Source organism: Streptomyces sp. NPDC001889 (assembly GCF_053594535.1).
Genome location: NZ_JBSFER010000002.1, coordinates 1 through 25,839, shown reverse-complemented (window position 1 = coordinate 25,839; position 25,839 = coordinate 1). Strand labels below are relative to the sequence as shown.

Sequence of the window (25,839 nt, the reverse complement as noted above, 5' to 3'; positions counted from 1 at the left end):
GACCCGGGCCCTCCGGCTGCCGTCCCCGTCGCGGCGGCCGGGGCATCTCGGTGGTCAGGCCGCCGCGAGGAGCGCCCGAGGGCGTGATGGCCGGGCTCGCCGCCCGGAGCCGCTTCGCGCGGGCCCCGGGAGGCGGGCCGGGCCATCACGGAGCCGGGTCAGAAGGAGCGGGGCAGTTTGACGACGGTGACGAAGAAGTCGTCGATCTGCCGGATCGCCTTCATGAACTGGTCGAGGTCGACGGGCTTGGTCACATAGGCGTTGGCATGGAGCCGGTAGCTGCGGAGGATGTCCTCCTCGGCGGCCGATGTGGTGAGGACCACCACGGGGATGTGACTCAGCTCCGCGTCGGATTTGATCTTTTCCAGTACCTGGCGCCCGTCGTACTTGGGCAGATTGAGATCCAGCAGGATCAGATCCGGGCGCGGAGCGTTCGCGTGCTCCTTGCGGCGATAGAGGAAATCGAGGGCCTCCAGCCCGTCCCGTACGACATGGAGGGTGTTCCCGATCTTGTTGTCCTCGAAGGCCTCCCGGGTCATCAGCTCGTCGCCCGCGTCGTCCTCCACGAGGAGGACTTCGACGGGGCGGTGCGGGAGCGTGCTCATGGGGTGATTCCTCCGTGGGATTCGGTCGGGCGGGTTGACGGAGGCGCCGGAACCGCCGAGGCGGCCGGGCTGCCGTCATCGGATTCCGCGCCGGGGGCGGGGGGCGCTGCGGGCAGGGTGAAGACGATCCGGGTGCCGTCCCCGTACTCCTGGTCCACCCATATGCGGCCGCCGCTGTGCTCCACGATCTTCTTGCAGAGCGACAGTCCGATGCCGGTGCCGCTGTAGACATCCCGGCTGTGGAGCCGCTGGAAGATCACGAAGACCTTGTCCGCGAACTCGCCCGGAATCCCGATGCCGTTGTCGGTCACCGCGAAGGTCCACACTCCGGTGGCCCCCTCCTCCGCGCTGTGGCCGGCGGTGATCTCGATCCGGGGAACGCGGTCGGGGCTGCGGAACTTGACGGCGTTCCCGACGAGGTTCTGCCAGAGCATCGTGAACAGGGTGGGGTCGCCCTGGACGGCGGGCAGGGGGTCCGGGACGACGATCTCGGCGCCGGAGTCGGCGATGGCGACCGAGAGATCCCGGACCGCCCGGTCCAGCGACTCGTCCAGGGCGACGGTCCGGACGCTGTCGTGGAGCCTGCCGACCCGGGAGAAGGTCAGCAGATCGTTGATGAGGACCTGCATGCGCTTGGCCCCGTCCACGGCGAAGGAGATGTACTGCGTGCCGCGTTCGTCCAGCCGGTCGCCGTAGCGCCGCTCCAGGAGCTGGCAGAAGGAGGCCACCTTGCGCAGCGGCTCCTGGAGGTCGTGCGAGGCGACATAGGCGAACTGCTCCAGTTCGGAGTTCGAGCGCTCCAGTTCGATGCGCTGCTCCTCCAGATCGGCGGCCTGCCGGGCGAGCGTCTCCTCGTTGTGGCGGGAGGTGTCCAGCTCGGTGACGATCCGTTCCCGCATCGCCTCGACCGAGCGGGTGAGTGCCTGGAGGTCGGCCGGGCCGCGTTCCGGGATGTGATGGGTGAACGCGCCATCGGCGACACGCTGCGTGGCGAGCCGTGTCGCGGTGAGGGGGCGGCCGACGGCGTAGTGGATCAGGGCGGCCAGACCTCCGGCGGTGACCACGAAGGCGCCGAGAATGACGGCGAGGGCCAGGTCCTGCCGGTCGCCGGCCCGGGTGAGTTCGGCGCGGGCCCGCTCCCGTTCGGCCTGGAGCCGCCGCTGCTGGGCGTCGAGGGCCGCGCGGACCTCGTCGAAGCCGGCCTTCCCCGCGTTGTGCGCGAAGGGCGCGCGGGTCTTCTCCGCCCGGATGGCGGGCTCGGCGAACCGGGTGCGCCAGGTGTGCGCGGTCCGCTCGACCTGTTCCAGGTCGGCGGCGGGCCCGGGATCGGCCCGGAAGAGATCGGTGAGGCGGTCGCGGATGCCCCCCTCGGCGGCCAGACCCCGGTGGTAGGGCTCCAGAAGGGCCGGGTCACCGGTGAGCAGATAGCCGCGCACGCCGGTCTCCTGGTCCAGGAGGGCCGCCTTGAGCTGGAACGCCTCGGCCCGCGCGGGGGCGATGTCGTCCACGAGATGCGCGTTGGCCCGTTCCGTCTCGTTGAGGGCCACGGCGCCGACCGTACCGGCCACCGCGGTGACCGTGCCCATCACCAGCAGAGCGAGCAGGAACCACGCCTGGACGGTGAGTCCCCGGAACGCGCGCCGGGGACCGGTGGCGGAGGTCCCGGCGCGCGCGGCCGTCGCCCCGGGCGCCGGGGTGGCGGGGGTGGTGGGGTCATGGGGTGTGGTGCGGGTGGTCACGTCGGCTCGTTCCAGTCCAGGTGCAGGAGGGCGGTGTCGTCCGTGTGCCCGCCGGATTCCGCGGAGAGCGCCCGGACCTCGTCGATCAGCCCGTCGACGAACGCCTCGGAGGGGAGTGCGTCGAGGCGCCGCGCGAGAGCGAGCAGACCTTCCTCGCCCAGCCGGTCGGGGCCGTTTCCGGTACGGCCCTCGATCAGGCCGTCGGTGTAGAGGGTGATCGCCCCGTCGAGCGGCAGCTCCAGCCGGGTCGCGGGCCACTCGGCGGCTTCGGGCAGCAGTCCGAGCACCGGGCCGGGGGGAGCGTCCTGGTGCCGGACGCCGGCGGCGGAGCGGATCAGGAAGCCGGGGTGGCCGGCGCGCAGCACCTCCGCCCGGCGTTCCCCGAGGTGCAGGGTGAGGCTGGTGAGGGAGGCGAAGATCTCGGGGCCCGAGCGTTCGGCGACCAGGACCTCCTCCAGCAGCTCCAGGAGCCGCTGGCCGCGGACCCCGGCCAGGACGAACGAGCGCCAGGCCACCCGCAGACAGACGCCGAGGGCGGCCTCGTACGGGCCGTGCCCGGAGACGTCCCCGATGACCGCGTGCGTCACCCCGTCCCTGGTCTGCACCACATCGTAGAAGTCACCGCCGAGGAGGGCGTGGGCACGGCCGGGACGGTAGCGGGCGCAGACCCTGATCCGGTCGTCGCGGAGCAGGGGTGTGGGCAGCAGGCCGCGCTCCAGACGGCTGTTCTCCTCCGCGCGGAGACGTTCGGCCTGGAGCGCCGCCGAGGCCAGCTCGGCATGCTTGCGCTGGATGGAGTAGCGGACGGCGCGGGCGAACAGGTCCGGCTCCAGCCGCCCCTTGACCAGGTAGTCCTGTGCGCCGGCCGTGACGGCGGCCAGTCCGGCCTGCTCCTCGGCCAGTCCGGTGAGCACCAGGACGGCGGAGGTGCCGGCGACCTCGATGACGCGTTCCAGGGCCTGGAGACCCTGGGCGTCGGGGAGGTGCAGGTCCAGCAGGACACAGTGCGGGCGTTCCTCCCGGATGCGGGGCAGCGCTTCGCCGAGGCTGCGGGCCCACCCCAGGTCGAGGGCCATGTCGCTGTCGGTGACCAGCTCCTCGACCAGCAGGGCGTCGCCGGGGTCGTCCTCGATCAGCAGCACCGTCGGACGCGCCTCCGGCCAGGCGGGGGCGTGGGGCACGGCCGTGGCGGAGTGGCGCGGGGCCGTCCCGGCGGGGCCGGGCTGCGGCGGGACCGGTCTGCCCGCACCGCCCGTGATCGCCGCCCCCACGGGTTCGAACCCCATCTCGGCACGCTCCTTCTGCTGGCGGGTACTCCAGCTCATGGGGCGCGCGGCCGCCACGGTGAAGATTCGGACAAACACCGAGCAGCCTAATTGAGAACCGGAGGGTTCCGTGCGGGAGCACGGGACATCGCGCGGGGGCCCGGACGGCGGGGACGGCCCGCACGGCGTACGCGCCCGCGTGGCCCGGTCGGGCGCGGGCGGTCGGGGCGGCCGGTGGCGGGGGGCAGGGGGAACCGCCCGGCTCCACCCTGCCGGGAGATGGGCGGCGCCGCGCCGGAGCCGGGCGAAGCGGATACGGCCCGCGCGCGGGGACGGGCACGGGGACGGGGACGGGCGCGGGGACGGGCACGGGGACGGGGACGGGCGCGGGGACGGGCACGGGGACGGGGACGGGCACGGAGACGGGCACGGAGACGGAGGCGGGGACGGGGGCGGGGGCGGGGACGGGGGCGGGGGCACCGGGCCGACCGCCGGGCACCGTCACCGAAGTCCGTACAGACCCCGGACCCGCCGGGCCCGCGCCCACTCCTGGTCGGCCTCCTCGGTACGGCCCAGTGCGTGGAGGGCGTCCCCCAGACCCTGGTGCGCCCTGAGTTCCTCCTCCCGGTGGCTGCCCGCGATGCCCAGGGCACAGCGGTGGTGCAGCTCCGCGGTCCGCGGGTCGCCGAGCAGCAGCGCCGTACGGCCGGTGTCGTTGTGGATCTCGGCCTCCAGCGCCAGGTCACCGGCGGTGCGGGCGAGCGCCAGCGCCCGCTCGTGCAGGACCAGGGGCGGCTCGGGCAGGACGTCCCGGGCCGTCCCGGGGTCCTGGTGCACCCGGGACACGACCAGCTTGCTGAGCGCCTCCGCCTCGCCTCCCCGGTCCCCGGTCCGCCGGAAGAGCGCGAGGGCCTCCTCATGGCAGCGCACGGCCGGCCCCCACTCCCCGGCGTCGCCCCGGGCCGCTCCGCTGTTGACCAGACAGTGGCCGAGCCCGTAGCCGTCGCCGGCCTCGCGGAACAGCTCGGCGGCCCGGTCCAGCCGCCGGAGCGCCTCCGCGGTGGCACCCCGCAGGGTGGCCAGCCGGCCCAGGCTGTTCAGGGCGTTGGCCTCGCCGCGGAGGGCCCGGAGCCGGTGGAAGGCGTCCCGCGCCTCGTCGAGTGTCCGCTCGGCATCCGCGTACCGGGCCAGCAGGACGTAGGCGTTCCCGAGGTTTCCCGCCACCCCCGCTGCCCCGGCGTCGTTGCCCGTCGCGCGGTACGCGGCGAGGGCCTGCCGGAACCAGGGCAGGCTCTCCTCGGTCCGCCCGCCGAGGCAGTGGGCAACCGCGATGTTCGCCAGCAGCTCGGCCTCCGCGTTGGCGTCGGCGGTGTGCCGGGCGGACCGCGCGGCGACGGTGTAGACGCCGATCCAGTCCGGTATGCGTCTGCGGTGCAGAAAGGGGATGCGCAGGGCGAGGGCGAGTTCGACCACCCAGGAGTGGCGCCCCCGCGCCGCCGCCGATGCGAGCAGTGCCGTCAGATGGGTGTACTCCTCGTCCAGCCAGGCCCAGGCGGCGTCGGCGCTCTCGAACGCGGGGACTCCTGGCGGTGGCTCCGCCGACTCCTCGGGGCGGGTCTCGCTCAGCGGATCGACCTCGGTCACCGCCCGGAGCAGCGCGGCCCGGTACCAGCGGTACAGCCGCGCACCGGCCGCGTCGCGCGACGCGTGCGGCAGGTCCCGGCCGCGTTCGACGGCGTGGAGCCGGACCAGGTCGTGCATGCGGTAGCGGCCCGGTACGTGCTGGCTGACCAGGTGGGCCGCCTCCAGGGCGCGGAGCACCAGACGGGCGCGGCGGAGCGGCAGCCCGGTGAGCGCGACCGCCGCGGGCAAGGAGATGTCCGGTCCGGGGGCCGTACCCAGCAGGGCGAAGACCTCCGCCGCGCTGTCGTCCAGGGCGCGGTGGGACGTCTCCATCACGGCCCGCAGATCGGTCGTGAGGTCTCCCGCGCTGAGGGCGTCCAGCCGGCCGCCGGCGTCCTGGAGTTCGGTGACCAGGGCGGCGAGCGGAAAGTCCGGACGGGACGCGGCCCGGGCGGCGGCGATGGCCAGGGCCAGGGGGAGCCCGGCGCACAGGCGCAGCAGTCCCGCCACCGCCTCCGGTTCGGCGGCCACCCGGTCCCGGCCCAGCGCACGGACGACGACCTCACGGGCCTCGTCGGCCGCGAACATGTCCAGGGTCAGACCGCGGGAGCCATGGGTGGCGCGGAGGGCGTCGAAGTGGCCGCGGCTGGTCACCAGGACCGTGCAGTGGGCACCGCCGGGCAGCAGCGGGCGGATCTGATCGGTGTCACGGGCGTTGTCCAGCAGGATGAGCAGCCGCCGGTCGGCGGCCAGGGAGCGGTACAGGCCCGCCTGGGCGTGCGGGTCGGCGGGAATCTCCTGGGGCCCGACGCCCAGGGCGTCGAGGAAGGCGCGCACCGCTGTCGCTGGGGGGACGGGTTCGGCGGAGGGGTCGAAGCCGCGCAGATCCATGTACAGCTGGCCGTCGGGGAAGTGAGCGAGGTGGTCATGGGCCCAGCGCAGCGCCAGCCAGGTCTTGCCGATCCCGCCCGCGCCCCCGATCGCCGAGATCACCATCACCCGGTCCGTGCCGATGGGTGTCCTCAGCCGGTCGTCCAGGAACGCCATCTCTCGGTGCCGTCCCACGAACGCGGCCGGTGGCGGGGGCAGTTGGCGCGGCACCGGCCGTGAAACCCGCGCCGGGGCCGGGGCCGGAGCCACGGCCGGGGCAGGCCCTGTGCCGAGCGCCGCGGCGGTGTCGAGCGCCGGATCGGCGACCAGGATCTGCTGATGCAGCCGCCGCAGCGGCGCGCCGGGGTCGATGCCCAGCTCCTCGGCCAGCCGGTGCCGGATGTCCTGGTAGCGGGCCAGGGCGTCGGCGGTGCGCCCGCTCCGGCAGAGGGCGAGCATCAGCTGTCCGGCCAGTCGCTCGTCCAGCGGATACTCCGCCGCCCGGGCGGTGAGCCGGGGCAGCGCACCGCCGTGGAGGCCGCGGCGCAGGTCGAGGTCGAGACTGTCCGACTCCACCGCGAACCGCTCGCGCTCCAGTGTCCGGCGCAGCTCGCCGAACCATGGGGTGTCGACCGCGGCGAAGGGCTCGCCCCGCCAGAGCCCCAGCGCCCGCCGCGTCAGCGCCGATGCCCGCTCGTCATCGGCGGTACGGGCGCGTGCGATCAGCTCCCGGAAGCGGTGGAGGTCGATCGTGGCCGCATCGGCCTCCAGGACATAGCCATCGCTCCGCCGCACGATCCGCGCCTCCGCGTGGGCGGCGCTCAGGGCCCGCCGCAGCCGTGAGAGATAGCTGTACAGGGTTTCCCTGGCCCGCTGGGGTCCGGAGTCCGCCCAGACCCGGCCGATGAGTTCATCGACCGGCACCACCCGGTTGGCATCCACGAGCAGGGCGGCCAGCACACACCGCTGCCGTGGGTGCCCCAGGTCGACAAGGCCGCCGTCCGCCCGCGCCTCGATCGGCCCGAGTACGCCGAACTCCACCACCGTCCACCGCCCTTCGGCGGGCACGCTAGTCCGGGAAACCCCTCTCGGCAGCCCGATTCAACATTTCCCCGGGAAGTGCCCGGGGGCGCGGGCCGCATCCGAATCCCCCGGACACCTCCCGGCGCGGAGGCGGCGGGGGCGCCCCCGGGCCGGGCCGGAGGAGCCCCGGCCCACGGCGCCGGCCCTCGCGGCCCCGGCGCCGGGTGGTACCGCCCTTCCGGTACGGGGGAACCGGCGGCGGCCGGCGGTGACCCTCCCGCACCCCACGGCAACCCGAACCCCAGCCGCGCCACCCACAAAACGGTCGAGCACCAGCGCAGCTCCCCGCCCCGGCCCCGCGCGCCGCGACCTCGGGTCCCGGCCCGCCGCGCGGTCCCCGCGCCCCGGCGCCTCCCGCTCCGGATGTTCACCGGCGGGGCCGTCGACCGCGCCGTCCGGAAGCGCGGGATGTCGCGCGGCGCCGCGCGGCGCCGCGTCCGGCGGGCTCAGATCCAGCCGCGCCGCCGGGCGAGGTGGATGGCTTCGTGCCGATTGGCCACCTTGAGCTTGCCCGTGATGCTGGACAGGTGGTTGCGGGCGGTCCCCTGGGTGAGGACCGCCCGCAGGGCGACCGTGGCGATCGGGGCGCCGTCCGCCGAGAGGGAGAGGATGTCCGTCTCCCTCGGCGTCAGGGGGGAGTCCCCGGCACAGATCGTCTCGGCCGCCAGATCGGCGTCGACACGGCGGCCGCCCCGGTGCACGGCCCTGATCGTGTCCGCGAGCTCCCGCGCGGACGCCGTCTTCGGGACGAAGCCGCGCGCGCCCGCCCGGAGCGCCGCCCTGACATGGCCCGGCGCGGTGCGGGAGGTCACCACCACGCACCGGAGGGACGGCAGGGCCCGGCCCAGTTCGCGGACGATTCCCAGCCCCTCGCGGTCCGGGGTGTTGAGGTCCAGGACACAGACATCGGGGGTCAGCCGGCGAGCCAGGTCGCAGGCGCGGGCGGCGGTCGTGGCCTGGGCCACCACGTCCAGGTCCTCCTCCTCGGCGAGCATGGCCGAGAGCGCCTCCAGGACCAGTCGCTCACCGTCGACGATCAGCACACGTATCCTCATCCGGCTCTCCTCTCCCATCCCTTCGGGGCGGAACGCGAGGACGGCGGGCACCGCGCGCCCGCCCCCTCCTGTCGGGCCGGCCCCGCCCTCACCGGCGCGCACGGACCCGGACCCGGCCGGGGCGCGGGGTGACGCCCCGGTGCCGCACCCGCCCGGCGGCCACGGCGGCGCGCCCGTACACCGGGACCCCGGCCCCGCGCCGCCCAGCGCGGCGACAGCCCGCGCGGAGCACGTTCCCGCCATACGGGACACCGGCGCCGGGCGCGGCGGGCGTGCCCGGCCCATCCTCATGGAGAGGCACGCGAGGCCGGGCGCCCCCGTTCAGATCCGTCTCCGGACCTCCCGTCCCCACCCCCCGGACCGACCAGGCGTGTGGCATGGCTCACATGCGCGAATCCGCCGGCACATCGCGGCCCGTCACGGCGCCGGCCGCACCGGAGCCGGGCGGCGCGACGGGGTACGGGGCGGCCTGACATCCGTCATGGCGGACCCCTGCCGGATGTCATCCATCCGGAGCCGTCACCCCCGGTCAGCCGTGTGACCCGCGTCATATCGCCCGCGTTCCGGCGCTGCTTTCATCCGTGGGAGACCGGCGTCACACCGCGATCGGCGCGGCGGGCGGCCGATCGGTACGGGCTCCCGCGCGGCGTCACGCACTTCTGTGACCGCCGTCGCCGCTGTACGGCGGCGACGCGAGGGCCGCTCCGCGCACCGTCCGGCACCGTGCCGGACGGTGGTCCAGGCACCACTCGCCGAGGGACTGGTATGCGACGATCCGTGCGGGCCCTGCGCGGCCTCTCCCGGGCCGCACTCACACCCACCGGGCCGACCCGCGACCGCGCTCTGGCCGTCGCCGAGCGCCTGAGCGCTCTCACCACACTCCACTCGTCCCTGGAGTACCTCACCCAGCGCCGCCAGACCGAGCGGGGCGGGCTCAACGACTGGTCCATCCTCCGGGACACGTGCCAGGACACCGGTCCCCTGCTGCGCGGGCTCCTCGACCTCGTCTCCGAGCCGCGTGCCACGGCGGCGGTCCATCTCGGGCGGGCCGCCCTCGCGGCGGCGCTGCTGGCGCCCGGCGACGGCAGATGGCGGGGCGCGGCGGGGCTCTGTCTCGCCGTCTCCGGCGCCCTGCTGTCGCCCCGTCATGTCTTCGGCGCCGAGGGTTCCGACCAGGTGGTGGCCCTGGTCCAGGGTGCCACCGGTGCCGCCGGGCTCGTCCGCTCGGACGCCGCCAAGGACGCCCTGGTCTGGTACGTCGCGGCCCAGGCCAACCTCGCGTACGCGACGTCCGGCTGGGTCAAACTCCTGGGACGGGAGTGGCGCGACGGCACCGCCCTGTCCGGGGTGCTGCGGACCCGCACCTACGGTCACGCCGGTCTGTGGGCCCGGGCCAGGCGGCACCCGGGGGCCGCCCGGCTGCTGACCCGCTCGGTCGTCGCGCTGGAGTGCGGATTCCCTCTTCTCTACACCTGCGGCGGACGCCCCGCGCGCCCCGTGATCACGGCGATGGTGCTCTTCCACTCGGTCAACGCCCATGTCATGGGCCTGCCCCGGTTCCTCACCGCCTTCGGCTCCATGCTCCCCCTGGTCGCCTACACCGCCGTCCCCGGTTCCCATCCGGTCGGCGCCCGCCGCGACGACCGCGTCCTCCCGCTCCTGGTCACCGCGGCGGCCGTGACGGTCGCGGGCGCCGCCACCACGGCCGTACGACGCCGGCTGACCGTCCTCGCGGGCGCGCCGGGCAGCCGTAGGCTCGTGACCGGGACCGGGAACCTCCTGCGGTACGAACACCACGCCGAGGGCGAACCGGACCGGCCGGTGGTGGTGTTCGAGACCGGTCCGGCCGCGCCCCCGGAGCACTTCTCCCGGATCGTCGAGCGACTGCGGCAGACCTCGGGGCTGGGACTGCTCGGCTACGCCCGCGCCGGATACGACGGCTCGTCCCGCCGGGCCGCCGGCCCCTACGGACTGGCGGAGTCCGTCCGGGATCTGGTGGACCTCGTCGAGGCACAGGTGACCGGCGGGCGCCGGGTGATCCTGGCCGGACACGCCCTGGGCGGGGAGATCGTCCGGCGTGCCGCACCGCTCCTGGGCGACCGGCTGGAGGGTGTCGTGTACCTGGACCCCGGCCACCCCGCAGGACCGCCCCGCCCGCCACGGCGCTCCCGGGACGCCGGGGAACACGTGAGCGGCCTCCGGCGGATGGCCTGGTTCCTGCGGCTGGGCACCGGGTTCCTCCTCTCGCCGCCCGACTGGATCGGCGACCTCCCCAGGGCCGCGCGCCCGCGCGCCCGCGCGCAGTTCGCCGACAGCCGGATGTGGTGGGCGGCGGCCCGCGAGTGGGAGGCCGCGGAGCGGGAGTTCCGCTCCGGCCCCGGGGAACTCCCCGCCGCGCCCGGCCGGGCTCTCGTCGTCTCCGCCCGGCGGACGGTGGACGGCGACCCCGGACAACCGCTGTTCCACCGCGCCCTGGTCCGTGCCCACCTGCGCGGCGGCGCGTGCGTGGTGCTGGAGGACGCGGGGCGCGACGACCTGCTCACCCGGCCCGCGCACGCCCTCGACATCGCCCGTCTCATCGCGGCCTTCGCGGCCGCCGACCGATCAGGACAACCGACAGAAGGAGTCAGGACATGACCGTCACCGGCATACTCAAGGACGCCGTGCGCGGCCCCGGCGCGGGCTGGCGCGTCGCGGGGGCCGCGGCGCTCGCCCTCACCGCCGTCTCCCAGCACCCCGACGAACTCTTCGGGCGCTCCCGGCGGAAGGACCACCTGGGCACCATTCCGAACTGGCGGTTCTTCGCCCCCCACCCGTCCGTGCACGACTCCGAGCTGATCCACCGCACGCTCTCCCACACGGGCGAGACCTCCGCGTGGAGCGTGGTACCGCCGGTGCGGGACCGGAAGGCGCGGCAGGTGGCGTGGTATCCCGACCGCCGTGTCCCGAAGGCCGTGTTCGATCTGGGCAGCGACATCCTGCGGGTCGTGGACAAGGGCTTCTCCACCGTCCGGGAACGGCCCTCCTACCGCGTCCTGGTGGACTTCCTGCGCCGCGAGATCCGGGAGTCCGGAGGCGGCGAGGACGTCAAGGGCTTCCAGTTCGCCCTCGTCAGCAGCGCCGGGTACGACCTGGACGAGAAGGCGGAGTGGCAGTTCATCTCCCCGTACACCTCGGCCCTGCCCCGCACACGCATCGTCGCCGCGCAGGGGAAGTAGCGGCTTCGGCGCGTCCGTTCACGGGGCCGACCGGTCCGGACGGCCCCCGGCGACGCCATCGCCGGGGGCCGTCCGGGCGCGCCGCCCGCGATCCGCCGTCCGCCTCCTGGCGGCGGGTCACGGCGCGGGCCAGGCAGCGGTGGCGCGCTCCGCGCCTCCCGTCGCGGCAGGCCGGGACGGGCGACGGGTGAACGCCCCGCTCGCGGTTCCGGCCGGGGTCCCGGGGAAGGGCGGCGGTCGAGGGCGGCCCGCGCGCCGCGCCGGGCCGGCGCGGGTCCCCGCTACGTCATCCGACGCATTGACCCCACCGTTCCGGCGCGGTTGCATGCTGGTGGTCCTCCGGTGGGGAGCCGGAGGCGGAACCCGTCTGGGGGAGAAGTTGAGAGGAATCACGCACCGGGGCACGAAGGGCACCACCAGACGTCTGCGGACCCCTGTGAGCGCGGCGGCGGTCGCCGTCCTCGCGGTCACCGCGGTGCCGCCGGGGGCCGCCGCGGCCGGCCCCGCCGGTGTCCGGGCGGCCGGGGTCGAGAGGCTCAGCGTCGCGACCGACGGCACCCAGGGCGACGGCCACTCCGTCGACGCCTCGATCACGCCCGACGGCCGGCGGGTCGTCTTCACGTCGTCGGCGGGAAACCTCATCCCCGGCGGCACGACGGCGACCAGGAAGGTGTACCTCCGCGACCGGCAGGCGGGGCAGACCACGCGGCTCGGGCACGAGGAGCCGCTGAAACCCGCGGCGATCAGCGGTGACGGTGGGTTCGCCGGCTATCCGGTGCAATGGATGAGGAACGAGCACATCCGCCTCCACCGGGTGAGCACGGGAGAGTCGATCGGCCACAGCTGCACGGCCTACAACTGTGAGATGTCGCTGGGCGCGGACGGTCTGCGCCTGGCCTACAGCGTCCGCTTCAGGCCGCCGGAGCCCAACCAGCGCATCGAGGTGGTCGACTGGGTCAGCAACCACACGTACACCGTCGACGTGCTCCACAACACCCACCCGTCGCGGCCGTCCCTCAGCGACGACGCCCACCACCTCGCCTACCAGGACGGCGGGGAACAGGACGTCTTCGTGTGGAACCGGACCACCGGCACCCCCGTCGGCCCGATCGAGGGCCCCGCCAGGGCGGCGACCCTCGTCCAGCTCAGCGACGACGGCAGCACGGTCGTCTATCTCTCCGGCGCCGACACCTATGTCCACGACACCGCCTCGGGCACGGCCCGGACGGTTCCGGATGTGCGGGGCGTGGCCATCGATCCCACCGGCCGCTTTCTGCTGTACGCCCCGTCGGGCACGAGCGGACCGTCGCCGCTCACCCTGCGCGATCTGCGGACGGGCACCGACGCGACCGTCTCCGCCCAGCCCGCCACGGCCGGGATCGACGCGGTCAGCGCCGGCGGGCGCGAGGTGGTCTTCCAGTCCGCGGCGGAGGACATCGTGCCCGGTGACACCAACGGCCGTACGGATGTCTTCCTCCGCAGTCTCCCCTGACCGCGGGGGCGGGAGCCGAACCCCGAGGGGCCGCTCCCGCCCGCACCGTGTGGACGCCGGACCGGCGGACCGGGCACGACACCCACCGCCGGCCCCGGCGACCCGCCCCACGAACAACCGGTCGGCGACGGCCGGACCACCTCCGGCCAGGCGGCACCGGGGCCGCCGCCGGTCCGGTCGCCGGTCCGGTCGCTGGCACACCGCCGGCGCGCGGCGGAGCGCTGGGCGGCCGAATCCGGGCGCAGGACGCGTCGAGGACGCGACGGACCCGGCGGGGCATCGGCGGACCCCCGCACCGCGGAGACCCCGGTGCCGGCCGTGCCTCCGGAGCCGTGCGCGCGGCACCCGCTCCCCCTCGCCCACCCGCACAGCCGCACGGATCGATCCGGTCGGCAGAACCAGCGCATGACCACCTCGCCCCCGCTAGAGCGCGTTCCGGCCAGAAGGCGGCGGGAGTGCTCCGGCGACCGGTGGCCGCAGAGTGTTCCCGGGCTCGACTCCGCCTGTCATTGCAAGAGCGAAGGCGGGAGAGTGACCGGGAAGACACCCTTCCCAGCGCCGCTCGCCCCGCCGCGCCCCCTATCACCGAGTGATCACCACCGCGGTCCCGTCCGCTCCGCCGGACAGCCGGGAAGCGCCCCCACAGGCGAACTCGCCGCGATCACGGCCTGACACCCGGGAGAGCCGCACGGCGGCGACGGCACTCGATCCGGCGTGTCCGGAGCGCGGCGCGGTCCGCCCACCACGCCTCCACGTCACTGGGCATCATGATCCGATTTCACTGCGTGATTTGCTCGGGGAGTGCGAAGTGACCATGTACATGCCTAACATCCTCACGGTCCGCATCTCCGAGGGGAGTTCAGTCACCGTGTCACCCGGTCGCAGCCCCAGCCCTGAACCACCCATGGCGTCCGCCATGGGTGACACGTGACCTCCTCCCGTCCCCGCAGGTCGATCCACGCGACACCGCGGGCGCCGATTCCCGAGCAGGACCGCCCACCGCCCGCCACCGCTCTCCGGCTGCCTCGGCAGCGGTGCTCGCGGACCAGCACCCCGCTCCCGGGCCCCCCTCGCACGGAGCGATGAACAAACGATTCATTCAAGCCAACGGTCGAAAGGCAGGCACCCCATGACCACCCCCCTGCTCATCCACACGCATGGCATGGAAGACCTCGACTACAGCTCCATGGAACCGGACGACCTCGTGGCGCTCAACGATCACGCCACGGCCCGCGGGACCGACGTGGTCCCCGGGATATTCCTGGCCCGCAACTACATCGGCACCTGGGAGAAGGTCGTCCGGCGCTACGCCGACCTGCGTGACGAGCTCCCCGCTCTGGCCGGCTTCTCGGTGGAGGGCCCTCTCCTGGGCAACCTCGGCGGGGTCCCGCCCCGGGGCATCTGGTCTCCCAACGCCGATGAGTGGGAGCGGATCGCGGACCTCGGGCGCTACGGACTCGCCTACATCGTGATGGCCCCCGACGGAGGGGATCTCGACGACCGGATCGAGGGCGGCGTCACCTACCGCGATGTCATCGATCTGTTCTACTCCCGCGGGGTGCGCCTGGCGCTGGGCCACTTCCGGCACAGCGACCCCCAGCTCAGCGCCGACCGCACGGCGGCGGCCATCGACTATGTGTCGCGGCGCTTCGGGCCCTCCCCGTCGGCTCTGCTGACGGACCATCTCTTCAACGACATGCCGCGCAACTTCCGGCATGTGTGGCGCACCCGGGAGGAGCGGGCTCAGCGCGCCTCCCAGCTGGCGGAGTTCCTCGCCGACGACTGGGCGTCGGCGGACCTGTCCGCGCTTCTCGGCCCCGTGCCGGCCACCCTGGTTCAAGCCGCCCACGACGGAAAACTCTTGCCCTTCCTCAACTTCGATGGCGATCATGTGGATTTGGAAATTTGCCGGCGCACCCTGGACTTCTTAGGATCGGAGAAGATCATCGGCATCACCGACGACACCGAACGCCCCTTCCTGGCGGGGGAGGAACTGCATCAGCGGTCCGGCAACGGCCTGTGGTACCGATCCGACGGGATCGTCGCGGCGGGCACCGGCAGCTTCAGCCGGCAGTGCGAGAACCTCGCCCTGATCGGCCGCGGCCCCCAGGACATCGAGCTGCTCTTCGGCACCAACCCCCGGCGCGCCATCGCCCCCCTGTCCGCTCTCTCCGAAACCCGTGGGTGACACGGTGACGAACCTCGGCACACCCGCGACAGAGCGGCACGGCGATCCCGATCCGGACGCGACACGGCTGGCGGCCTCCCTGGCCGCCACCTATGTGACCGGCGTCGATCCCCACGCGATCGTCAACAGCAACACCTGGCAGAGCTCCGCCGCCGAGTACGCGGCGTTACGCACGCGTCTGACGCACGCCGGGCAGGGCGACGAGGCCGTCTCCGCACCACTGCGCAGACTCGCCGATGAGCCGGCCGACGGCGAGGCCCACCGGGATCTGATCGCCGGACTGGCCGCCCGGCTGCGTGCCGACCCCGGTGTGCGGCGGAGCCTCGAAGCCGCCCTGGACGCCGTCTCCACCGCCAGCTACGTCAGCTACCACCTGGGCGACGCGTATGTGCGCGATGCCCGCGCCGACAGCCTGGCGGACCCCGGGGACGTACTCCGGCTCTGCCCGGAGCGGACACCCGGGGGGCAGAACCCCGCACCGGACATCGCGGTGATCATCCCCCTGCGCGCCCTGCCCGGCGACGAGAGCCGGCTGCGCAACGCCGTGGCCGCCGTCGCCGCCGCCGGCACCCAGACCCTCCCCCGGGAGCGATTCACCGTCGTGGTGGTCGAGCAGGACGACGAGCCGCGCTGCGAGAAGTATCTGGCCGGTCTCACGGACACCTATGTCTTCGCCCGCAACGCCGGTGACTTCAACAAGAGCTGGGCGTTCAACATGGGAGTGAACGCGGCGCCGGGCGCCCGGCAGCTCTGCTTCCTGGACGCCGACATCCTGCTGGCGGAGGACGCCCTGGAGTCGGTGGTCAGGGAACTGGACTCGGGCACCGAATGCCTGCTCCCGTACCGGGAAGTCGTCTATCTCGACCAGGGCACCAGCGCCCTCGCCATCTCGGAACGCCTCGGCCCGGACCGGGCCCTGCCCTTCGACCGGCTGCGCGGCTACGGGCTCAAGGACACCTGGGGCGGATGCATATGCCTCACGAGACGGCTGTACGACAGTGTCGGCGGCTACGACGAGCGCTTCCGCGGCTGGGGTGACGAGGACAACGAGTTCTACCGCCAGATCATCCAGCGCACCCCGGTGCCGCGCTGGGAGATGCCCATGGCCCATCTGTGGCACGCCCGCCCGGTGATGGCCGACGCGGAGGGCGTCCGCCCCAACCAGCACATCGCGGGCACCGCCCGCCCCACCGTGACCGGCCCCCTCGGGAATCCGCACAAGTACGCACACGAAGTCCTCATCTCCGAGGGAGAAGCCCAACTGTGAGTGAGCAGCACACGCCCCGCGGAGGCCGCTTCGGCATTCCGCAGATGACCGGGTACGGGAAGGTCACCACCGCGGTCCTCGTGGACACCGTCGGTGCCGGACTGGTCCTCCCCATCTCCCTGCTCTACTTCACGCTCACCACGGACATCGGCATCGCCCAGATCGGTGTCGCGCTCAGCCTCGCCACCGCGCTGTCCCTGCCGGCCGGCCTCATCGGCGGATCGCTCACCGACCGGTTCGGCGCGAAGGCGTCGATGATCGGGAACAATCTCTGCGCGGGCCTCGGGTACTCGCTGTACCTGTTCGCGGACAGCATCGAGATGATCTTCCTGGCCATGCTGGTGGTCTCCGTGGCCGACCGGGTGTACTGGTCCTGCTGGTCGTCCTATGTGCATGACATGTCCAACGGCCAGCCGTTCGAGCGCTGGTTCGCCTTCCTGGAGTCCATCAAGGCCGGGGCCATGGGACTCGGCTCGGTGATCGCGGCCGTGACACTGGCGATCAGCGCCGTCAGCGGGGCCAAGGCCCTGGTACTGATCAATGTGGCCACCTGTGTGGCGGCGGCGACGCTGTTCATGTTCCAGTCCAAGGCAGCGCCACCCGCCCCCGGCGCTCCCACAGCCGACCCGAACGCCCTGGACATCGACGAGGAGCCCGAACTCCTGGTGGCCATCAAGGGCTGGCGGACGGTCCTGTCCAACCGCGGCTTTCTGCTGTTCGCCCTCGGCCAGGTGCTGCTGAGCCCCATCATCCTGCTGCCCACGGTCGCGCTGCCCATCCTCTTCGTGGACCGCTGGGAGATGCCCGCTCTGGTGTCGTCGGTGCTGTTCGGGCTGAACACCGGGCTGGTCGCGCTCTTCCAGTCCCCCATCACCTACGGCATGCGGCGGTACTCCCGTGTCGCCTCGATCACCGTCGCCGCGATCATCCTGGCGGCCACCATGCTGGCCCTGGTGGTCATGCCGCAGGGCAACTCGTCCGCCGCGTGGGTCTGCGTGATCGTCACCGGTGTGGTCCTCGCCCTGGTCGACATCCTCTACATGCCCGCGTCCAACGCGCTGATGACCGACGCCGCCCCCGACGCGGTGCGCGGTCGGGCCACCGCCGTGTTCCAGACCGCCTCCGCTCTGGGTGTGACCATCTTCCCGGCGCTCGCGGGATTCCTGCTCAGCGGCGATCCGAGGCTGCTGTGGATCATCGTCGCGCTGGTCACCCTCGCCGGGGCGGCGTGCTTCGCGGTGGCGGCCCGAGAGCTGCCGCCGGAGATCCGCTTCTCCGATCCCGAGGCCGCCGCCCGCTCGGCAGCGGTGCGGTGACCGCCGACCTGACCCGGCGGAGCGCCGCACCGTATCCAGGGCGCACAGCGGTCGAGTACCTGCTTCCGGTCTCCGGCACAGCGGTGCGCTCCCCGCTGGTCTCCGGGGACACGCTCTACTACGTCAACGCGGCCCACGGCCATCTCACCGAGGAGCGCGCGGGGAGCCGGCGGGTGCTCCTGCCCAGCGTGCCCGCCGACGCGGTGGTCTGCGCCCTGGGACCCACGCTCTATGTCACGGTGCCGGAGGGCGGCTGGGGCATCGGCTTCACGGTCCGGCACGGAGTGGCGAGCTGCCCGGTGGGCCGCGTCGAGGGAGGACTCGTACGGGCACTCGCCCGGCTCGCCGCCTTCGGGGACCCGTCCGGTCACGGCCGGTTCGCCCAACTGGAGGTGGAGAGCGCCGCCATGCTGCTGCGGCTGAGTCTGCCCGTCCTGGGCCCCGGCCCGCCGCGGCTGCCCGACCATGTCGCGCCGCTCGTCGCGCACACCCTCCACATGACCCATGAGCTGCTGCTCCGCCCGGGGCCGGACGAGCGGGATGTGATGGCGGTCCGCGAGCTGCGTCCGCCGCTGCACATACGGGCGGACCGCCGGAGTGTCGCGTCATGAACACACGGAACCAGGACCGGGTGGACTGGCCCGGAGTGGTGATCGTCGGAGCCGGGGTCACGGGTCTGCTCATCGCCGAGCAGCTGCGTGAGCGTGGCATTCCCGTGCTGCTGGTGGAGAAGCGCGGACTGGCCGCCGGACAGACCGGCCACTGCCACGGCTATCTGCACCGCGGCTACATCTACCGCCGGCTGGAGGCGGCCCAGCACAAGGAGCTGAAGGGTGCCGCCGACTGGTGGCAGGAGAGGCTGGAGTCCGCCGGACTCCAGCCGGTGGCGCGGACCAGTGTCGTCGCCTTCCACCACCCGGATCAGCGGGAGGAATCCCTCCGCACCTGGGACGCGCTCGGCATGGCGGCCGAGCGGATCGACACCGGCGGCATCCTGCCCGGCGCCCTGCCGGGCTACGCCGTGCCGGAGGCGACCGTCACACCCCGGGAGGCCCTGGCGGCAGCCGCGCCGGCGTCCAGGGACCATCCGGTGCTGCCGGGGCGGCTGGTGGAGCTGCGGAGCAGCCATGACCGGGTGGAATCGGCGGAGATACTCGGCGCGCACGGCCCGCTCACGGTCACGGCGCCGGCCTTCGTCCTGGCCACGGGGCTGGGTACCGCCTCCGTGCTGGGCCGCATGGGCCGGGCGGGAGACGGCGCGTCGATCCGCACCCGGCTCTCCTTCATGCTCGTCTGCCACTCCACCCAGCCGCTGCCCGCCGCCTTCTGTCTGCCGTCGGACGAGGCACAGGGTCTCTTCGTCGCCTCCCGGCGGTCGGCCGCCGGCACCGTCCATCTCTTCTCCACCTTCGTGAACTTCTGGCCGGGCCGCGCCCCGGACATCGCGCGGGAGATCTGGCTCCAGGGCGTCGGCCGTGTCCTGGCCGAGCAACTGCCCGCGCTCTGGCACGACCCCGACGCCCGGTGGGGGGTGTATCCGGCGGGAAAGGCCGAACTGGACACCCGGCCCGGCAGCGGTCTCCCCGAGGGCGGGGTGATCCCCTTCGGCCGGAGCAACGCGCTGGCCGTCCTCCCGGGGAAGTTCGTGCTCGCCCCGGCCCTGGCACGCCGCGCGGTGCGGCGGCTGCTGGAGATGGGGGTGGGGCGCACCGCCGGCGCGTCCCCCGCCGCGCTGCCCTCCTGGGCCGGCACCGGGGCCGACTGGGCGGCGGAGGACTGGGAGGTCACTCCGCGACTGACCCGGCGCCAGCTGTTCGAGCACCCGCTCGTGACCGGGAACACCGGGATCTCCCACGACAGACCTTGATCGCTCCCTGCGGAATCGGTGAGAAGCACGAGAGGTGATCTAGCCATGGAATGCCTGATTCTGGCCGCCGGCGCGGGCAGCCGACTTCATCCCCTGACCCTTCGGCACCCCAAGCCGCTGCTGCCCTTGGGGGACAGCACGATTCTGGGACGCCTGGTCTCCCAGGTCGCGGAGCTGCCGCTGAAGCGGGTGCTGTGCAATCTGCACCACCGGGCCGAGGCGGCCCAGGAGTACTTCGAGAACACCGAGCTGGCCCTCCCCGTCGAGACCCGGGTCGAGGAGGCACCCCGCGGCCCCTCCGGCTCGATGCACACCTTCCACGACGAACTGGCCGCGACCGATCTGGTGGTCGTGCTCTCCGGGGACCTCTATCTCCGCGGTGACCTCACCGAGCTGGTCCGGGCCCATCAGGAGTCGGGAGCGCTGCTCACCGTGCTGGCGACGGAGGTGGACGACGGCTCCCGGTTCGGGGTGTTCCAGCTGGACCAGGAGGGACGCCCGGTGGATCTCGTGGAGAAGCCCGACTGGGCCCGCAACCGGCGGAGCTGGGTCAGCGGGGGCGCGTACTGCGTCGACCCGTCCCTGCTGGCGGAGATCCCCGCCGACCGGCCCCATGACTTCGGAGCGGATCTCATTCCCGCCCTGCTGGCCCGGGGAGCACCGGTGACGCTCGTGCCGTGGCTGGGCCGCTGGGACGATCTGGGGACGGTCGAGGCGTACCGCTCCGCGGTCCTGGACGATCTGGCCGATCCGGCGGACCGGGGGCAGCCGGTGACCCATGTCTCGCCCGGAGCGGTGGTGCGTCCGGGCGCGGAGTTCACCGGCCGGGTCTACATCGGGCCCGGCGCCGAGGTCGGCGCGGGGGCCCGTCTGCACGAGACGGTCCTGCTGCCCGGCGCACGGGTGGCCCCGGGCACCGTGGTCGCCGGCGGATGTCTGGCCTGACCTGCCCGCACCCCCTTCCCCCGGGTCCCGGAGCCGGCTCCGCCCGGGATCTCCGGGCGCCGGCCACCCGTGTCCCGTCCGCTCTCGCCCCCCTCGTCGTCCCTCGTCGTCCCTCGTCGCCCCTCGTCGCCCCTCGTCCACTCTCGTCCACTCTCGTCCACTGGAGACATGCCCGTGCGCGTTCTGATGCTTGCCCCCGCCTACCACCCCATGATCGGCGGTGCCGAGTCCTATGCCCGCTGCGTCACCACCGGCCTGGCCCAACGCGGGCACGACATCATGGTGGTGACGGACGGCGACCGGGTCACCGCTCCGGAGAAGGACACCGATGGCGGAGCCCGGGTCGAGCGGATCAGCGGCTATCTCGATCTGCTGTCGGACCCCACCAAGCTCCGCTGGGAGCAGATGCAGTTCAGCACCACCGGTGAACTGGCCGAGGTGATCGAGCGATGGGGCGTACCGGACATCGTCTTCGCCAACAGCCATGAGACCGCGGTACTGGGCTCCATGGTCGCGCTCGCCCACCACGTACCGCTGGTGGCCAACTTCCACGAGCAGGAACCCGAGCGCGGCCCCCTGGGCACGGGCCGAGCCCGGCTGGTCTACCAGCACCTCCCCCTCGCCGCTCTCATCGCGGGCAGCCGCTTCTATTACGACAAGGCCGTCGACCACGGCAGCCCGGCCTCCTCGACCCATCTGCTGCACCACGGGATCGACTGCGATCTCTTCGCCAATGACGGATTCCGCGCCCCGGACGGGCGGTTCGTGATGACGCTCAGCGGACGCATCGCTCCCCGCAAACAGCAGGACCTGATGGTCAGGGTGCTCGCGGGACTGGTCGGGCGCGGCATCGACGCGCATGTGGTGATCGCCGGCCGAGCCCACTCCTCGCAGCGCCGCTACTACGAGGACCTGCTCGAACTCATCGAGGAGTCGGGCATGTCCGAGCGGGTCGACGTGCGCCAGGAACTCGGACTCCACGACATGCCCCAGGTCTACCGGGACAGCGATGTCGTCGTCCAGCCGAGTGTCGCGGAGGGGCTGGGCCTGGCCGTACTGGAGGCGATGGCCGCCGGCCGGCCGGTGGTGGTGAGCGAGACCACCGGTCTGCGCGAAGTGGTCCGGGAACAGCACACCGGCATCCGGCTGCCGCCGGGGGACGAGGAGGGCTGGACGGAGGTGCTCGAACAACTGGCACGCGATGTGGATCTCCGTGCGAAGTACGCCGCGAACGCACTCACCTGGGTGCGCAGGGAATTCACCATCGACCGCATGCTCTCCCAGACCGAGCGGCTGCTGGAGAGCGTGCGCGACTCCTGGAGCCATCGCCCCGACCAGGAGCCGGAACTCGGCTGAGCCGGGCCCGGTCCCCCTCATCCGACCGCAACGCCCGGTCCCGCCGGGGTCCCGGCCCGGGCACCGAGCACTCCATGGACATACGAGAGGACAATCTCCGATGCAGGAACAGAACGGCACCATCTGGGTCGACGGCCGCCAGGAGAACTGGGCCGATGTCAGGCTTCCGCTGATGTCGGACGCGCTCCTGCGCGGGCTGAGCGCTTTCGACGGCATGGTGGCCCGCCGCCAGCCGGGCGGCGGGCTCGCGCTGCTCGCCCCCGGCCGTCATCTCCGCAGGCTCCAGCGCACCTGCGCCGTGCTGAACCTTCCGCTGGAGGAGGAGTACGAGCAGCTCCTCAAGGGCTGCCTCGTCGCGGCCGGCATCGAGGCGGAGGGACATCCGGAGTGCGAGGTGTACGTCCGGCCGATGGTGGTGGGGGCCAGGCTGACCGAGCGGGCGAGTGCGGCGTCGGTCACCGTCGCCGCCTTCCGGCAGCCCCCCGCCGGAGCCGACCCCGCGCCGGTCACGCTCACCACCAGCTCCTGGCGCCGCCCCTCCGGCGACAGCATGCCCCCCTCGCTGAAGGTGGTCGGCAACTATCAGCTCACCCGTCTGGCACGGCTGGAGGCCAAGGAGGCCGGCTTCGACGACGCGCTGCTTCTCAACTCCGCCGGCCGGGTCGCCGAAGGCGCGGGCGCCGCGATCGTGATGGAGCGCGACGGCAGGCTCGTCACCCCGCCCGTCTGGGAGGACTGCCTGGACTCGGTGACCATCGCGCTGCTGGAGACGCTCGCCGCCGCCGAGGGCATCCCCTTCGAACGGGCCCCCGTCCTGCGGACGGACGCGCTCAGCGCCGACGGAATGGTTCTGGCCGGAACGCTGGCCGACCTGGTCCCGGTGCGCAGGCTCGACCACCGGGAGTTCGGTCTCGAACCCCCGCTGCTCACCCGCCTGCGCCACCGCTATCTGGCCGCCTCACGCGGCGGCGAGGGCAGCGCCGCGCTCGAACTGGTGGATGTGGGGTGAGCGACGACGGAGTCGAGTTCCTCGTCCGCGGCACCCGCGAGGCCTACCGCTCACCGTATCTGGTGGTGCGCGAGGAGGACGTGACCTTCCCCGACGGCTCCCCCGGGCTGTACAGCATCGTCGAGAAGGAGGACTTCTCCCTGGTGATTCCCGTGCTGCCGTCCGGGTCGCTCTGTCTGGTGAGTGTCTACCGGCACCCCGTGAGGCAGCGGTTCTGGGAGTTCCCCCAGGGCTCCTGCGCCAAGCCGGGAGAACCCGCCCCGTCGCCGCTGGAAACGGCGAGGACCGAACTGCGCGAGGAGACCGGCTACCGGGCCGCCCGATGGGAACGGCTCGGTGAACTGCACGAGGCATACGGCTACGCCACCGGATCGTGTCATGTCTACACGGCGTCCGGTCTGCGGCGAGGAACGGCGAGTCCGGAGCCCTCCGAGGGGCTTCTGCACACCCAGGAGTTCACACGCGAAGCGGTTTGGCGGATGGTCGGGCGGGGCGAGGTGCGCGACGCGGTGACGGTCGCGGCACTCGGACTGTACGAGCACCGCCGGAAAGGGTGACGACGGACATGGCCAGTGACACCTTCGGGGGACAGACGATCGCGCGGACGGCGAACGCGGCACCGGCGGGCGGTGCCGCCAGGGTGATCGACGCGGTGCGCGAGGGAAAGGCCAGAAACGTCATCCTCTTCGTCGGCGACGGTACCGGCGAGGCCGAACTCACGGCGGCCCGCAACTATCTCCGAGGAGGTGACGGGCGGTTCGCCTCGCTGGACTCCTTCCTCCTCAGCGGCAGTTGCACCAACTACTCGGTGCTCAGGGGCGCCCCGGACAAACACAACTACGTGACCGACTCGGCGGCGGCGGCCACGGCCTGGTCGACGGGGGTGAAGACCTACAACGGCGCCATCGGTGTGGACGCGCACGGTGAGCCGCGCCAGACGATCGTGGAGTGGGCCCGCGAGCAGGGGCTGCGCACCGGAATCGTCACCACGGAGGAGGTCTGCGACCCGACGCCGGCGGCCATGGCGGCACATGTCGCCGACCGGACCTGCCGGGGCCCGGACTCGATGGAGGCCTGCCCCGTGCAGGACCGGGCCAACGGCGGCAGCGGGTCGATCGCCGAGCAGTTGGTGCGGACCCGGCCCGATGTGCTGCTGGGCGGCGGGGCCGGGTACTTCGCGCAGACCGTGCGCGACGGGCACCAGCCGCCCCGCACCGTGCTGGATCTCGCCCGTGCGGCCGGCTACGAGGTGGTCACCACGGCGGACGAGCTCTCGGCGGCTGCCGGGGACGGCCCGGTGATCGGCCTCTTCTCCGAGGGCCCCCTCGCCCGTCGGCTCGTCGGCCCCATCGCCAGCCCCGAGGGCACCGCGCCGACCCTGTGCGCCCTCAACCCCGACCGCCCCTCCACACAGCCCTCCCTGCGCCATATGACCGAGCGCGCGCTGGAGTTGCTGTCCCGGGGCCGGGAGGGCGACGACCAGCCGGGCTTCTTCCTGATGGTGGAGTCCGCGCTCATCGACAACGCCTCCCACGACGCCGACCCCTGCGGCATGATCGGAGAGGTCGGCGAACTCGACGACGCCGTGTCCGCCGGCCTCCGCTACGCCCGGGAGCACCCCGACACCCTGGTCCTGGTGACGGCCGACCACTGCCACACCAGCCAGATCGTCCCCGTCGACGTGAAGAGCCCCGGGGCGACCGTGACATTGACGGCTCACGACGGTGAGCCGATGATGATCAACTATGGGACCAATCTCGTCGGCCTGATCCAGGTGCACACCGGGTCACAGGTGCGTATCGCGGCCGAGGGACCGGGCGCGTATCAGGTACTCGGGCTGATGGACCAGACCGGTCTCTTCTCCCTGATTCAGCGAACTCTGAAGGTGTCGACCGAGCATGTCTGAATTTGTTCCAGAGAGCATCACACCGGCCCACTCCGGCCCCTCCACCGATCTCAGCGGCCGGACCGCTCTGGTGTCGGGGGCCAACCACGGCATCGGGGCGGCGGCCGCGATAGCCCTGGCCGCGCGGGGCGCCGGTGTGCTCCTCACCTACCTGCGGTTGGACGACGCGCCCGATCCCGGTACCCCTGACGCCTATCGCCGCAACCGGGCCCGGGCCGCGGCGGATGTCGTCGAGGTGATCCGGGGCGCGGGCGGCACGGCCGTGGCCGTGGAGGCCGACCTCGCCGATCCGCTGACGCCGGCCCGGCTGTTCGACGCCGCCGAGGAACAGCTCGGCGGGGTGGACATCCTGGTCAACAACGCCAGCGGCTGGCTCGCCGACACGTTCAAACCCGGGGCGACCGACCGCTTCGGCCGGGCCCTGCTCCCGGTCACGGCCGAGAGCTTCGACCGCCAGTTCGCGGTCGACGCCCGGGGCGGTGCGCTCATGATCGCCGAGTTCGCCCGCCGCTCGGTCGAGCGGAAGGCAGGCTGGGGCCGGATCGTCTCGCTGACCTCCGGGGGCGGCGGCGGATTCCCGGAGGAGGTCTCCTACGGGGCCGCCAAGGCCGCGCTGGTCGACTACACGCTCGCCGCCGCGACCGAGCTGGCCCGGTACGGCATCACCGCCAACGCGGTGCACCCGCCCGTCACGGACACCGGCTGGGTCTCGGACGAGGTGCGCGACTATGTGCGCGGTGCCGGCGGGTCGGGGCATGTCGCCCTTCCCGGGGAGGTCGCCGAGGTGATCGCCTTCCTCGCCTCCGACGCGGGCCGCCTGGTCACCGGAAATGTGCTCCATCTGAAGTGAACCGCGGCACCAACCGCGGCACGAACGCTCCCCGGGCGCGTCCTCGGCGGCAGGGGTGAGTCCGGGAACCGAACACGACGCCGGCCTCGGCGACCCCAACGGGACGAGGTGGGGAGCCGGTAGCCGTCGTCCTGCCCCGAGCCGTCGTTGAACTGGGTGGTCAGCGGAAGGTCCGCGTACACACA

Annotated in this window: 19 protein-coding genes; 14 read left to right on the top strand and 5 right to left on the bottom strand. The window is 73.1% G+C overall.

The genetic code is table 11. The features are described from left to right. Window positions 1-158 precede the first annotated feature (158 nt). From ACWCRA_RS01985 to ACWCRA_RS01965, 5 genes are all read right to left on the bottom strand, one after another. A complete protein-coding gene (locus ACWCRA_RS01985) occupies window positions 159-605 on the bottom strand; it encodes a response regulator (protein WP_351552768.1) in 447 nt (148 codons plus the stop codon). Beyond that, window positions 602-2,191: a sensor histidine kinase gene (locus ACWCRA_RS01980; RefSeq protein WP_451066762.1), complete on the bottom strand. Its 1,590-nt coding sequence runs from the start codon at window positions 2,189-2,191 to the stop codon at window positions 602-604. Before ACWCRA_RS01980 ends, ACWCRA_RS01985 begins: the two co-directional genes overlap by 4 nt. A 149-nt stretch (window positions 2,192-2,340) precedes the next feature. Further along, on the bottom strand, window positions 2,341-3,630 hold the full coding sequence (locus tag ACWCRA_RS01975) for a PP2C family protein-serine/threonine phosphatase (protein WP_451066635.1): 1,290 nt from the start codon (window positions 3,628-3,630) through the stop codon (window positions 2,341-2,343). Window positions 3,631-4,110: 480 nt separating this feature from the next. Continuing rightward, window positions 4,111-7,170, bottom strand: coding sequence for a BTAD domain-containing putative transcriptional regulator (locus tag ACWCRA_RS01970; RefSeq protein WP_451066634.1), 3,060 nt, complete (start codon window positions 7,168-7,170; stop codon window positions 4,111-4,113). A gap of 461 nt (window positions 7,171-7,631) precedes the next feature. Further along, on the bottom strand, window positions 7,632-8,240 hold the full coding sequence (locus ACWCRA_RS01965) for a response regulator transcription factor (protein ID WP_351552780.1): 609 nt from the start codon (window positions 8,238-8,240) through the stop codon (window positions 7,632-7,634). Between the two features lie 765 nt (window positions 8,241-9,005). On the opposite strand from ACWCRA_RS01965, the gene ACWCRA_RS01960 reads away from it, so the two are divergent. From ACWCRA_RS01960 to ACWCRA_RS01895, 14 genes are all read left to right on the top strand, one after another. After that, the gene (locus ACWCRA_RS01960; RefSeq protein ID WP_451066633.1) at window positions 9,006-10,877 is read left to right on the top strand and encodes an alpha/beta fold hydrolase; all 1,872 of its coding nucleotides are present in this window, start codon (window positions 9,006-9,008) and stop codon (window positions 10,875-10,877) included. After that, a complete protein-coding gene (locus ACWCRA_RS01955; RefSeq protein ID WP_451066632.1) occupies window positions 10,874-11,458 on the top strand; it encodes a hypothetical protein in 585 nt (194 codons plus the stop codon). The genes ACWCRA_RS01960 and ACWCRA_RS01955 overlap by 4 nt, the downstream gene beginning before the upstream one ends. 379 nt (window positions 11,459-11,837) lie before the next feature. After that, window positions 11,838-12,950 carry a WD40 repeat domain-containing protein gene (locus ACWCRA_RS01950; RefSeq protein WP_351552789.1) on the top strand — a complete coding sequence of 371 codons (1,113 nt, stop codon included), beginning with the start codon at window positions 11,838-11,840 and terminating at the stop codon, window positions 12,948-12,950. Between the two features lie 1,129 nt (window positions 12,951-14,079). Further along, complete coding sequence (locus ACWCRA_RS01945) at window positions 14,080-15,138, top strand: amidohydrolase family protein (protein WP_351552792.1); 1,059 nt, start codon at window positions 14,080-14,082, stop codon at window positions 15,136-15,138. Window positions 15,139-15,142: 4 nt separating this feature from the next. After that, entirely contained in the window at window positions 15,143-16,405 is a 1,263-nt protein-coding gene (locus ACWCRA_RS01940; RefSeq protein WP_451066631.1) for a glycosyltransferase, read from the top strand. Beyond that, window positions 16,402-17,721 carry an MFS transporter gene (locus ACWCRA_RS01935; RefSeq protein WP_351552798.1) on the top strand — a complete coding sequence of 440 codons (1,320 nt, stop codon included), beginning with the start codon at window positions 16,402-16,404 and terminating at the stop codon, window positions 17,719-17,721. The genes ACWCRA_RS01940 and ACWCRA_RS01935 overlap by 4 nt, the downstream gene beginning before the upstream one ends. After that, window positions 17,718-18,332 carry a hypothetical protein gene (locus ACWCRA_RS01930; protein ID WP_451066630.1) on the top strand — a complete coding sequence of 205 codons (615 nt, stop codon included), beginning with the start codon at window positions 17,718-17,720 and terminating at the stop codon, window positions 18,330-18,332. Before ACWCRA_RS01935 ends, ACWCRA_RS01930 begins: the two co-directional genes overlap by 4 nt. Next, window positions 18,329-19,588 carry an NAD(P)/FAD-dependent oxidoreductase gene (locus tag ACWCRA_RS01925; RefSeq protein WP_351552804.1) on the top strand — a complete coding sequence of 420 codons (1,260 nt, stop codon included), beginning with the start codon at window positions 18,329-18,331 and terminating at the stop codon, window positions 19,586-19,588. The genes ACWCRA_RS01930 and ACWCRA_RS01925 overlap by 4 nt, the downstream gene beginning before the upstream one ends. 45 nt (window positions 19,589-19,633) lie before the next feature. Then, complete coding sequence (locus ACWCRA_RS01920; protein ID WP_451066629.1) at window positions 19,634-20,533, top strand: sugar phosphate nucleotidyltransferase; 900 nt, start codon at window positions 19,634-19,636, stop codon at window positions 20,531-20,533. A gap of 168 nt (window positions 20,534-20,701) precedes the next feature. Beyond that, on the top strand, window positions 20,702-21,889 hold the full coding sequence (locus ACWCRA_RS01915) for a glycosyltransferase family 4 protein (RefSeq protein WP_351552809.1): 1,188 nt from the start codon (window positions 20,702-20,704) through the stop codon (window positions 21,887-21,889). Window positions 21,890-21,989: 100 nt separating this feature from the next. Then, a complete protein-coding gene (locus tag ACWCRA_RS01910; RefSeq protein ID WP_351552812.1) occupies window positions 21,990-22,898 on the top strand; it encodes an aminotransferase class IV in 909 nt (302 codons plus the stop codon). Then, the gene (locus ACWCRA_RS01905) at window positions 22,895-23,455 is read left to right on the top strand and encodes an NUDIX hydrolase (RefSeq protein ID WP_351552815.1); all 561 of its coding nucleotides are present in this window, start codon (window positions 22,895-22,897) and stop codon (window positions 23,453-23,455) included. Before ACWCRA_RS01910 ends, ACWCRA_RS01905 begins: the two co-directional genes overlap by 4 nt. 8 nt (window positions 23,456-23,463) lie before the next feature. Continuing rightward, window positions 23,464-24,804, top strand: coding sequence for an alkaline phosphatase (locus tag ACWCRA_RS01900; RefSeq protein WP_351552818.1), 1,341 nt, complete (start codon window positions 23,464-23,466; stop codon window positions 24,802-24,804). After that, entirely contained in the window at window positions 24,797-25,654 is an 858-nt protein-coding gene (locus ACWCRA_RS01895; RefSeq protein WP_351552821.1) for an SDR family NAD(P)-dependent oxidoreductase, read from the top strand. Before ACWCRA_RS01900 ends, ACWCRA_RS01895 begins: the two co-directional genes overlap by 8 nt. Window positions 25,655-25,839 lie beyond the last annotated feature (185 nt).